Source organism: Shewanella sp. LC6 (assembly GCF_006385735.2).
GTDB lineage: Bacteria > Pseudomonadota > Gammaproteobacteria > Enterobacterales > Shewanellaceae > Shewanella > Shewanella xiamenensis.
Genome location: NZ_CP043902.1, coordinates 1,081,869 through 1,093,921 on the forward strand (window position 1 = coordinate 1,081,869; position 12,053 = coordinate 1,093,921).

The window sequence follows — 12,053 nt, forward strand, 5'->3', positions numbered from 1 at the left end:
CGATATAGTGTCTTTTTAGATGGTTACCGATATTTTTTTGATTAAAAATGGAAAGTTTGTATTGGATTTATTTTTTAAAGAACTTGATAAATATAAGCTTTATTTTATTTATGCTTATAGTTTGATGTTCTGGTTGTATTTGTCTTTTTATGTGTTTTTATCTGAAAATTAGCCTAAAGTTACTGTTGATGATTATTTTAGTGTAGATGATTGAAATTTAATATTTAAAACTCCAATAATCTGCATTTTTTATGCTAGTATAGAAACACTGAAATTTTTAATTGAGTCATTTTTAATCTAGGTGTTTTTGCTATCGTTTAGCTGAGCCAGCAGCATTTAAGGAGGCATGTGTGGATGCAGATTCCATCAATAGTTTTTTTCTGATCGGTGCCTTACATACTGCCGTGAGTGTTTTGCTTAGTCCCATGTCATCCCGTCTTGGGATACCTATCTTATTAATTTTCCTCGCCGTAGGTATTCTTGCTGGTGAAGATGGTCCCGGCGGTATTCTCTTCGATGATTATTCAACCGCTTATCTTGTCAGTAACTTAGCCTTAGCCATTATTTTGCTCGATGGCGGTATGCGCACTCGGGTCGCGAGCTTCAGGGTCGCACTGTGGCCTGCGTTATCCTTGGCAACCTTTGGGGTGGCGATCACCACCAGTATCACAGGCATTATGGCTGCGTGGCTATTTGACTTACATTGGCTACAAGGTTTGCTGGTGGGAGCGATTGTCGGCTCTACCGATGCGGCGGCGGTATTCTCACTGTTAAAGGGACGCAGCCTTAATGAGCGGGTTGGAGCAACGCTGGAAATCGAATCGGGTAGTAACGACCCTATGGCGGTATTTTTAACTGTCACCTTGATTGCCATTCTCGGCAATGTCGATGCCGAGCTATCTGCAAGCTTTATGCTGATTAGCTTTATTAAACAATTTGGGCTGGGAATTTTATTAGGCTTGGGTGGTGGCTGGCTGCTATGGAAATTGGTGAACTTAAGTCAACTCGCTGAAGGTCTATATTCGATTCTCGTGCTCAGCGGTGGCCTTATTATTTACGCTGCATCGAACAAGCTAGGTGGCAGTGGCATTCTGTCGATTTACTTAGTTGGCCTATTCCTCGGTAATAAGCCAACTCGTGGACGTCATGCGATATTAAACGTATTGGATGGAATGACTTGGGTGAGTCAAATCGGCATGTTCCTCGTCTTGGGACTACTCCTAACCCCCTCGGATCTATTAGATATTTGGCTGCCGGGCTTAGCACTGGCCTTTGGGATGATCCTGTTTGCCAGACCTTTAGCGGTATGGCTAAGTTTGCTGCCATTTAAGAGTTTTAGCAGCCGTGACCGCTGGTTTATCTCTTGGGTCGGGCTTCGTGGCGCCGTGCCGATTATTTTAGCGGTATTCCCAATGATGGCCGGGCTTCCTGGGGCTCAATTGTATTTTAACTTGGCCTTTTTTGTGGTGTTAGTCTCTCTGCTAGTCCAAGGGGCGTCACTCACTACGGCTGCACGCTTAGCAAAGGTAGAATTGCCCCCAAAGCCTTTGCCCGTTTCGCGTTCGGGGGTTGAAATTTACCCGAGCAGCGAATGGGAAGTGTTTGTCTATCGTTTGAGTGAAAGTAAGTGGTGTATTGGTGAACCGCTAAAACGCTTAGCAATGCCCGATGGTACTCGTATTGCGGCAGTATTTCGCAATAATAGGTTATTGCATCCTTCGGGAAGTACGTGCTTAGAGGCGGGTGATATTCTGTGCGTACTCGGGCAGGAAAAGAGCCTTGAAGCATTGAGTAACCTCTTTAGCCAAGCCCCTGAAACCAAGGAGGTTCCACGTTTCTTTGGTGACTTCTTTATCGATACCGAGGTTAAATTGGCGGATCTTGCACCTATCTATGGCTTAACATTAGACGATGAAACCGGCGGCATGACTGTAGCTGATTTAGTTGCTTTAGAGCTAGGTGCGCATCCAGTACTTGGGGACCAGTTTCAATGGCAATCACTCCATTGGGTCGTTGCGGGACTCTATGAAGGCAAAGTCACCAATGTGGGTATTCGCTTACCGGCGGAGGCTTAATCTGGTTTAAGTGTTGTGCTTAACTACCATGTTTAAGCGCTTAGAGCCCTACAAGATGCCTTAGGCAGAAAGATATAAACAAAATGCCAAGCGATTGCTTGGCATTTTGTATTCTCTTTTAAGCGATTATCTCGATGTGATTAACCAAAAGCTTACTTATATAAGGACTTATCCGTTGGATCCGGGCGCGTCTTAAAGCGGCGATGGAGCCACATATATTGAGCACGATTTTTATCGATAATCTGTTCAATAATTTTGTTACCACGGATGGCATCGGCGACTTCGTCTTCACCTGGGAAATTATCTAATGGAGGCATGATTTCAATCCGGTAGCCCGTATCTCCTTCTGTGCGCTCAACAAAGAAGGGTAATACCTTGGCCTTACCTAACTTTGCCAGCGTGGTTGCGCCAGTAATAGTGGCGGCATCGGGCACGGCATAGAAGGGAATAAACACAGCACTGGAGCGGCCAAAGTCTTGGTCAGCGGTATACCAAATCACATCGGGGTTACGTAAACAACGCACCATCTGGCGTAGATCGCGTTTCGGCACTAAGGCTTTATTCGAACGTAATCGACCTTTCACTTGCAGGTATTCCATCACGGGATTGTTATGTGGGCGGTACACCCCTACACCGGGTTGGAATTGACCAAAAATACGTGCGCCCATTTCCAGTGGTAAGCAGTGCACTGCAAACAGTATCACCCCATGGCCAGCGTTCAAGGTGTCTTGAACGTATTCTTTGCCGGTTATCTGCATATGTTGTTGGATTTTTTCATCGGACCACCACCAGGCATTGATGGTATCGAAAATCGCTTTGCCCGTTTCTTCAAAGTTACGGGTGAGGAGCGCTTCTCGCTCGGCCTCTGGCATATCCGGGAAGCAGAGGGTTAAATTTCGGCGCGCGGTATGGGTTCTACTGGCCGCAAGTGCCTTGACTAATCGGCCCATGCCTTTGCCTAATTTCATCTGCCATGATAGAGGCAACACTTGGGTAATCCGCATCACTAACACCCCAAACCACATGGGCCAGTGTTTCGGATGATATAAAGATGATGAAAACTCAGCTTTCTCGACCACAAAAATACTCACTACTTTTGAAAATTACTGCTTATTCTAACTCATCTTTTGCTGAAAATTAGGTACAATCACGGTTTAATTTCTGCAACTGATAAGAGCGCTATGAAGGTTTCTCTGCCAGCATTTGAAAAAGCCAAAGTGTTAGTCGTCGGCGATGTGATGTTAGATCGCTACTGGGTTGGGCCTACGGGACGTATTTCCCCCGAGGCACCTGTGCCCGTGGTGAAAATTAACCAAGTCGAAGATAGACCGGGCGGCGCGGCAAACGTGGCGCTAAATATCGCGACCTTAGGTGGCCAAGTGCAATTGGCGGGCTTAGTCGGTGAGGATGATACGGCTAAAGCGTTAACGCTTGGCGTACAAGCACTTGGGGTTGAACCACAATGGTTGAAAATTGCCGATAAACCGACCATTACCAAGCTTAGGGTGTTATCGCGCAATCAACAGCTTATTCGCCTCGACTTTGAAGAGTCCTTCGATAAGCAGGATAGTGCGCGCTTACTTAAGCAGTCTGAAGCCTTACTCGATTCGGTCGATGTGGTCGTGCTATCGGATTATGCGAAGGGCGCTATCGATAAGCCGCAGGATTTTATCGCGCTGGCTCGTTCCAAAGGCGTAAAAGTACTGGTTGACCCTAAGGGTTCCGATTTTAGCCGTTATCATGGCGCCTCGCTCATCACACCGAATATGAGTGAATTTGAGGCCGTGGTTGGCGCGGTAACCTCTGAAGCAGATCTACTCGAAAAGGCCCGAGGCTTACTCTATAAACATCAATTCGACGCTATCTTAGTCACTCGCTCCGAAAAGGGCATGACCTTAGTGACGGCCAATGCCCCAGAGTTACACATTCCCACGGTGGCCCGTGAGGTGTATGACGTAACGGGTGCTGGCGATACTGTGATTTCAGCTTTAGCGACGTCTCTAGCCGCGGGTGCTGAGTTACCGCAGGCCTGTGCGATAGCCAATACTGCCGCTGGCGTTGTGGTGGGTAAACTGGGTACTTCTACGGTTTCTCGTATTGAGTTGATTGAGGCCCTAGCACTGCATCACGGTGAGTCTGGTTTTGGGGTGGTGAGTGAAGATCAACTTGCTTACGCTCTAGAGCAAGCCAAATTACGTGGTGAACGAGTGGTGATGACCAACGGTTGCTTCGATATTTTGCACGCGGGACACGTCAGTTACCTCAAGCAAGCCAAAGCCTTAGGCGACAGATTGATCGTGGCCGTGAATGACGATGCCTCAGTCAAACGCTTAAAAGGCGAAGGTCGCCCAGTTAATCAAGTGGATAGACGTATGGCGGTGTTGGCAGGATTAGCAGCCGTCGATTGGGTGGTGCCTTTTAGTGAAGATACACCACAACGGATCATCGCCAGATTACTACCGGATCTTTTAGTGAAAGGTGGCGATTATAAGGTTGAAGATATTGCGGGTGGCGCCGAGGTCATTGCTGCGGGTGGCCAAGTGCAAGTATTGGGATTTGAAGACGGTATCTCTACTACGGCAATTATCCAAAATATCATGGCAAAACAGTGAGTTTAATTGCACTGACTCTGATATCAAGCTTAACTTGGGTGCCTATTGCCGATAAGCAGGCGTTACTTTGTCCTTTAGCGCAATTGAGTCAGTGTCTGGCAACATTTCCACCTCAGGTTCGTGAACAGCTCCCACACAGCGAGGCTCAGTTTAAAACAGAGCTTGGGCTTCGCAGTGCCATGGTATTACCTGTTGAAGATAGTCATTTCTCCGGCCTAATACTCGTCAATGAGCAAGAAACACCAGAGATCCAACTGGCCAATATTGATGGTATTACCTACCAATTAGATCTAAAAGAACAAGCACAATTAACCCTTTGGCATGAACTAGGCCACCTTGAAAACTTGGCGTTGCAGGGGAGTTTATTACCTAAGGAATTAACACCTTATCAGCATGAATGGTTAGCGGATCTGTATCTCATCTGGTGTATTGCCAATGCTAAAGGCAATTTTGATTTAGCTTGGCAGCAGTATCATCGGCGCAACCTAGCGGCGCTTACAAGTTCGCAATATATGTCACACTGGACGGCACCAATGATGATACAGGTGTTAAATAAATATCAAGTCACTCAAATCGTTCAATATACTCACTATCGTGATTTTGTAGCCGATTTTTATCCTCAAATGGTACAAATTGAACCGCAGGTTTTGCGTGAATATTCGAGTTTAATACAACGAACTTTTAGTGATACCGTGCTACAACCCCTGCCAGAATACCTGTTTTGGCGTAAATCCGATCTTGGGCGTTATTTAACGCCTACCCTAACATTGTTAATGGGGGAGCAAAAAGCACACGACTGGTTAGTACAAAATTTAATGTTATAAATATGTAAACAAAAGCAATGAAATCCTCTGTTTAAAACTGAACCCTAGCTGAACAAAAGTGAAATACACTTGTTTCACGTTTTTAAACAGCAGTAATCCCTGAAAGGCTTTGGTAAGCTCTATCCCACAAAAAGAACAGTGGGAGACTTTATTATGGCTAAGCGCTCGCGAGTACAGACTGAGCAAACCATCAATCAGATTATGGATGAAGCGTTAAGACAAATTTTGACTATTGGCTTTGAGACTATGTCTTATACCACGTTATCTGAAGCAACGGGGATTAGCCGCACAGGTATTAGTCACCACTTTCCGCGGAAGAACGACTTTTTAATTCGCTTAGACAGCCGTATTGGTAATCTTTTTGTTGCTGCGCTCGACTTCTCTAGCCAAGAAGCGCTAGAAACCTCTTGGATGCAAGCGATGCAAGAAGAGCATTACCGCGCAGTGTTAAGATTATTCTTTAGCCTTTGCGGCGGCACCAATAATGAAATCACTCTGTTTAGAGCGGTAAGCACTGCACGTCAGCAAGCCATTGCAGAATTAGGATTGGTTGGCGATCGTACCATCAACCATTTACTCGGCCGTACAGCTGTGATGTTGTTATCTAATTTTGATATTGCTAAAGCGGCATAATCAAAAATGAATTGCTATCAAAAGGAGCCTTGTGGCTCCTTTTGGTTTTTAGGGGCTAAATTAGTTCGCGATGGGGGAAGTGATATTTGCCTGCTTTAGCTTTTGCTGGCTAAGGTAAACGCCAATCGCCATAAAAGTAAGGGCGGCTGCAATCATTGCGCAGAGTGCATGATGGAATACCAAATGACTGATTAAAAAGGCTGGAATATCCTCTAGGCTATCGATCAGGAAGAGTTTTACGATAAGGCCTAGATACAGCAGCAGATGTAATATCGCCCCACTGATAAAAAGCCGTCTAAATTTTTTGACCAGTAGGTCTGCAAGATTAATGTGGTAAAAACGGCAAAAAAGATAACCCCCAACGCCGATACCAATTGATATCCAACCCAGTCCTAATAACGACGTTTTGATTAATATTGCCGACAGCATAAATAATCCAAGCAGCATGATATCTCCTTTTACCTGAAGCGATAAACTGCGAAGAGACTAGCTGAGCAGGCTTAAAAGTATGTGAAGCCTAGCGCAATAAAACCCTCTAAAAAGCAAAGGGAGCCAATGGCTCCCTTTGAGTTTTGTATCGAGTGATTCAGTGCTTAAACGGATTACAGCGCTTTTAAAATCGCTTCAACACTGGCCTTAGCATCGCCGAACAACATTTGGGTATTGTCTTTGAAGAACAGAGGGTTTTGTACACCCGCATAACCCGTGTTCATTGAGCGTTTAAAGCCAATCACGTTTTGCGCTTTCCATACTTCAAGCACTGGCATGCCCGCAATTGGGCTGCCCGGATCTTCCATCGCCGCAGGGTTGACTGTGTCGTTCGCGCCAATCACCAGCACTACGTCGGTATCGCTAAAGTCTTCGTTGATTTCGTCCATTTCAAGCACGATATCGTAGGGAACTTTAGCTTCGGCCAAGAGTACGTTCATATGGCCAGGTAAACGACCTGCTACCGGATGAATACCAAAGCGCACTTTTACGCCGCGGTCACGGAGTTTTTGGGTGATTTCAGCCACAGGATATTGCGCCTGTGCCACTGCCATACCATAGCCAGGGGTGATGATAACGGAAGAGGCATTTTTCAGCATATCCGCCACATCTTCGGCGTTGGTTTCGCGGTATTCGCCCATTTCTTCATCACCAGAGGAGGCCACACCATCGGTACCAAATCCACCTGCGATAACAGAGATAAACGAGCGGTTCATCGCCTTACACATGATGTAAGACAGAATCGCACCCGATGAGCCCACGAGCGCACCTGTCACGATCAGCAGATCGTTTGACAACATAAAGCCCGCTGCCGCTGCTGCCCAACCTGAGTAGGAGTTCAGCATTGAAACCACAACCGGCATATCCGCACCACCGATAGAAGCCACTAAGTGCCAGCCAAAGGCGAAGGCAATAAGTGTCATCAACAGTAGGGCTGGCATAGTGCCACCGGTTTGCACGAAGTACACTAACAGGCCAAGTGATACCAATACCGCAGCGAGGTTTAGCTTATGGCGATGTGGCAACATCAACGGTTTAGATGAAATTAATCCGCGTAATTTACCAAATGCGACGATAGAACCGGTAAAGGTTACCGCGCCGATAAAGATCCCGAGGAAGACTTCCACTAAGTGAATGTTGAGCATAGCGCCAGTCATATGCGCGTTTTCAGCCGCTTTTGCCGCTTCGCTCAGCGCATTCTGCACGGCTGCGAGAGTGGAATTCATGTCCCCACCCACGGCTACAACCACTTGTGATACTTTTTCTGGATGTAAGTCGATAAAGCTGTTAAAGCCCACTAACACCGCGGCCATACCCACAAAACTGTGGAGCACCGCGACGAGTTCAGGCATTTCCGTCATTTCGACTTTAAGTGCTAAACGCACGCCGATGGCACCACCAATCACCATGGCGATAATAATCCACGCGACACCGCTGGTGTCTGGATTAAAAATGGTCGCCAGTAGGGCGATAGCCATACCTGTGATACCAAATAAATTGCCGTGTTTGGCTGTTTCTTGTTTCGACAATCCAGCGAGACTGAAGATAAAGAGCACGGCGGCAATGATGTAAGCTGCTGTTACCAGTCCTTGAGACACGTTATACCCCCTTAATCCTTACGGAACATCTTCAGCATGCGCTGAGTGACGGTAAAACCGCCGAAGATGTTAATACTGGCGATCAGCACGGCGATAAACGCCAACACAGTGACCAAGGTTGAGCCTTGACCAATTTGCAGCAAAGCACCGACCACGATAATGCCTGAAATTGCGTTAGTCACTGACATCAAAGGCGTATGCAGTGAGTGGGACACGTTCCACACCACGTAATAGCCCACCACGCAGGACAGAATAAATACCGTAAAGTGGGATAAAAACTCGGCTGGCGCGACTGAGGCCACAGCGGCAAACCCCGCAGCACCAAGGGCGGCGAGAATATACTTAAGTTTGGATGGCTTTTTGGCCTCTGCCGCTTTGGCTTCAACCTTAGCCGCAGGTTTGGCGGGCGCTGCCGACACCGAAATAGGTGGTGGCGGGAAGGTGACTTCGCCTTCTTTCACGACTGTCATGTTGCGCATGACCACATCATCAAAGCTGATGCTGGCAATACCGTTTTTCTCTTTACACATTAACTTCATCAGGTTGACTAAGTTAGTACCGTAAAGCTGAGACGATTGTGCTGGCAAGCGGCCGGGAAGATCGGTAAAGCCGATGACTTTGACGCCATTCTTGGTGACAAAGAGTTCGCCAGGCTGGGTGTATTCACAGTTACCGCCCGCTTGTGCTGCCATATCGACAATCACAGAGCCGCTCTTCATGCTGTCGACCATGGCTTTGGTGATGAGCTTAGGTGCAGGACGGCCTGGGATCAGCGCTGTAGTAATGATGATATCGACTTCTTTGGCTTGCTCGGCAAATAGCGCCATTTCGGCAGCGATAAACTCGTCCGACATGGTTTTAGCGTAACCGTCCGATGAGCTGCCATCTTCATTGGTGAAGTCCAGCTTAAGGAACTGGCCACCCATGGATTCGATTTGTTCGGCCACTTCTAAACGCGTGTCGAAGGCGCGAACGATTGCGCCTAAAGAACCTGCGGTACCAATGGCTGCAAGGCCTGCCACACCGGCACCAATCACTAGCACTTTGGCCGGAGGGACTTTACCTGCGGCGGTAATTTGTCCGGTAAAGAAACGGCCAAAGTGGTGCGCGGCTTCAACAACGGCGCGATAACCGCCGATATTTGCCATAGAAGAGAGAGCATCGAGGGATTGGGCACGGGAAATACGTGGCACCATGTCCATCGCCATCACATTGATGTTGCGTTTAGACAGTTTCTCGACCAACTCAGCATTTTGAGCGGGCCAGATGAAGCTGATTAAGGTCGCGCCTTCTTTAATTTGCGCAATTTCAGCATCGGTCGGTGCATTGACTTTAAAAATCAGATCCGCTTGCCAAACCTCTGTCGTGATCTTCGCGCCAGCTGCTTCAAAAGCGGCATCGTCAAAGCTAGACAGTAAGCCAGCATTGGCCTCAACAACAACTTCAAAGCCGAGCTTTTTAAGCTGTTCGACGGTGGCTGGAGTCGCGGCGACCCGAGTCTCACCGACGAGACTCTCTCTCGGTATTCCAATCTGCATGATTACTCCCTGATGGTTTATATAATCGTTCCGCCTGAGTGCTTCCCTTGAGCTAAACCTAGGTAGGGCTAGGCCGCGGTAAGAATGAACTCGTCTATTCAATTGTGGCAGTTAGTTAGCGCATTCAATCTTGGTATGAAATTTGTGTTTTAAAACAAACTTCTTCGCGAGCCACAAAAGGTCACAGTACAGCAGGCTTGTCACCATTGTGGCAATACTTTGGTTTGACACAAGCGCATATTGCTCAAGCTAGTCGATTCTGCACTGGTCGTATCAAAAAGTTTTAACCAGTGCACACTTTTGTAGCTTAATTTTTGCACTTTGTATATTCCAAAATGGAATTAAAAATCAAATTTTATTCTTTTTTGCTTTTCCAAATCCACGTTAATCTGCTGGGTATTACACTGTCATAGGGCCGTCTCATGTTGTTAAAAGAACTTTCATCACTGGCTTCACCCCTGTCGCAACCGCAGGTCGACAAGCTGAAACAACTCACCGCGGAATTAAATGCCGTGCAACTTGCTTGGGTGAGTGGTTATTTAGCCGCAACGGCCAATGCGGGAGGGAATCAAGCCCAGCTAGTGCCAGTGTCTGATACACAGGCAGCGCAGACTGTAACCATTCTCTATGGCAGCCAAACCGGCAATGGTCGTGGCATTGCCAAAGCCTTGGCCGAAAAGGCTAAAGCACAGGGCTATAGCGTGAATTTAGCCTCCATGGGTGAATACAATGTGCGCCAGCTCAAGCAAGAAACTTTGTTATTGCTGGTGGTCAGTACCCATGGTGAAGGTGAAGCGCCGGATGATGCGATTGAATTACATAAGTTTTTAGCATCAAAACGCGCACCTCAATTAAACAACTTACATTACTCTGTGTTGGCGCTGGGTGATTCGAGCTATGAGTTCTTCTGCCAAACCGGTAAAGACTTTGATGCGCGGCTTTCGGCATTAGGCGCTAAAGCCTTATTGCCGTTGGTTGAGTGTGATGTGGATTATGAGGCTGCGGCCGGACAGTGGCACGCCGATGTGCTTACTGCGGTTAAGCCACTCATTCAAACCACGGCTAATGTGGTGGCAATGAATGAAATTAATTCAACTTCGGCGCAAGTTGCCAGCGAGGGCGAATTTACTAAGCAAAACCCTTACAGTGCCGAAGTGTTGGTGAGCCAAAAGATCACCGGACGCGGTTCAGACAGAGATGTGCGCCACGTTGAAATTGATTTAGGTGAATCAGGCTTACGCTATGAAGTCGGTGATGCCCTTGGGGTGTGGTTTAGCAATAGCGAAACCTTAGTCGATGAGATTTTAGCGGGCTTAGGGTTAGCGGCCGATACCAAGGTGACTGTCACTAATGAGTCAATCAGCCTCAAGCAAGCCTTGATCGAGAAGAAAGAACTGACGCAGTTGTATCCTGGTTTAGTCAAAACTTGGGCCGAGTTGTCCGCAAGTCCTGAGCTGCTTGCTATTAGCGAAGATAAAGAGCAGGTTCGTCAGTTTATCTTACATCATCAGTTTGCTGACTTAGTGGCTAATTACAAGCTCAAGCCTGACGCTAATCTCGACGCTAACAAGTTAGTTGAGTTACTACGCCCATTAACGCCAAGACTCTACTCCATCGCCTCTAGCCAGAGTGAAGTCGATACCGAAGTGCATCTCACCGTGGCATTGGTGGAAGATGAACATCAGGGGCAAACGCGTTTTGGCGGTGCTTCTCACTTCTTAGCCTCGGCGCAGGAAGGCGCCGAAGTAAAAGTGTATGTTGAACCGAATAAGCATTTCCGTTTACCTGAAGATCCACAAACGCCAGTCATCATGATTGGTCCTGGCACCGGGGTTGCACCGTTTCGCGCCTTTATGCAGGAGCGCGTGGCACAAGGCGCTGAGGGCGATAGCTGGTTATTCTTCGGCAACCCGCATTTCGAACAGGACTTCCTGTATCAAACCGAGTGGCAACAATATTTGAAAAACGGCGATTTAACCCGTATCGATGTGGCATTTTCGCGGGATCAAGCCCATAAGGTTTACGTACAGCACCGTATCAAAGAGCAGGGGCAAGCCCTGTGGCAATGGCTGCAAAACGGCGCGCATCTTTATATTTGTGGTGATGCCGAGCGTATGGCTAAAGACGTACACCAAGCCTTATTAGCGGTTGCGGTGGAGTTTGGCGGACTGTCGAGCGAGGCGGCGGAAGAATATTTCGAGACCCTGCGCAGTCATAAACGTTACCAAAAAGACGTGTACTAATTAATCGATCCTAAAGATAGAGAGCAGTATCCACTGAGATA

9 protein-coding genes are annotated in these 12,053 nt (G+C 47.4%); 5 read left to right on the forward strand and 4 right to left on the reverse strand.

Translation table 11 applies throughout. The features are described from left to right. Positions 1-350: 350 nt before the first annotated feature. A complete protein-coding gene (locus tag FJD32_RS04850; RefSeq protein ID WP_205403029.1) occupies positions 351-2,075 on the forward strand; it encodes a potassium/proton antiporter in 1,725 nt (574 codons plus the stop codon). A gap of 152 nt (positions 2,076-2,227) precedes the next feature. On the opposite strand, the gene FJD32_RS04855 is transcribed toward FJD32_RS04850, so the two are convergent. Further along, the gene (locus FJD32_RS04855) at positions 2,228-3,154 is read right to left on the reverse strand and encodes an LpxL/LpxP family Kdo(2)-lipid IV(A) lauroyl/palmitoleoyl acyltransferase (RefSeq protein WP_037421862.1); all 927 of its coding nucleotides are present in this window, start codon (positions 3,152-3,154) and stop codon (positions 2,228-2,230) included. Positions 3,155-3,256: 102 nt separating this feature from the next. On the opposite strand from FJD32_RS04855, the gene hldE reads away from it, so the two are divergent. From hldE to FJD32_RS04870, 3 genes are all read left to right on the forward strand, one after another. Beyond that, positions 3,257-4,687 (forward strand): bifunctional D-glycero-beta-D-manno-heptose-7-phosphate kinase/D-glycero-beta-D-manno-heptose 1-phosphate adenylyltransferase HldE, encoded by a 1,431-nt coding sequence (hldE, locus tag FJD32_RS04860; protein ID WP_140906474.1) that lies wholly within the window; start codon positions 3,257-3,259, stop codon positions 4,685-4,687. Then, positions 4,684-5,511: a hypothetical protein gene (locus FJD32_RS04865; protein WP_140906475.1), complete on the forward strand. Its 828-nt coding sequence runs from the start codon at positions 4,684-4,686 to the stop codon at positions 5,509-5,511. Before hldE ends, FJD32_RS04865 begins: the two co-directional genes overlap by 4 nt. A gap of 153 nt (positions 5,512-5,664) precedes the next feature. Continuing rightward, positions 5,665-6,144, forward strand: a complete 480-nt coding sequence (locus FJD32_RS04870; protein ID WP_037421701.1) for a TetR family transcriptional regulator — start codon at positions 5,665-5,667, stop codon at positions 6,142-6,144. 60 nt (positions 6,145-6,204) lie between these two features. On the opposite strand, the gene FJD32_RS04875 is transcribed toward FJD32_RS04870, so the two are convergent. The 3 genes from FJD32_RS04875 to FJD32_RS04885 all read right to left on the reverse strand — a co-directional run bounded on the left by FJD32_RS04875 (position 6,205) and on the right by FJD32_RS04885 (position 9,769). After that, a complete protein-coding gene (locus tag FJD32_RS04875) occupies positions 6,205-6,591 on the reverse strand; it encodes a hypothetical protein (protein WP_088586763.1) in 387 nt (128 codons plus the stop codon). 155 nt (positions 6,592-6,746) lie between these two features. Continuing rightward, positions 6,747-8,231 carry a Re/Si-specific NAD(P)(+) transhydrogenase subunit beta gene (pntB, locus tag FJD32_RS04880; RefSeq protein WP_140906476.1) on the reverse strand — a complete coding sequence of 495 codons (1,485 nt, stop codon included), beginning with the start codon at positions 8,229-8,231 and terminating at the stop codon, positions 6,747-6,749. Positions 8,232-8,242: 11 nt separating this feature from the next. Beyond that, the gene (locus tag FJD32_RS04885; RefSeq protein ID WP_140906477.1) at positions 8,243-9,769 is read right to left on the reverse strand and encodes a Re/Si-specific NAD(P)(+) transhydrogenase subunit alpha; all 1,527 of its coding nucleotides are present in this window, start codon (positions 9,767-9,769) and stop codon (positions 8,243-8,245) included. Between the two features lie 422 nt (positions 9,770-10,191). Here FJD32_RS04885 and FJD32_RS04890 point away from each other — a divergent pair, with 422 nt between their 5' ends. Then, positions 10,192-12,012 (forward strand): assimilatory sulfite reductase (NADPH) flavoprotein subunit, encoded by a 1,821-nt coding sequence (locus FJD32_RS04890; RefSeq protein ID WP_140906478.1) that lies wholly within the window; start codon positions 10,192-10,194, stop codon positions 12,010-12,012. Positions 12,013-12,053 lie beyond the last annotated feature (41 nt).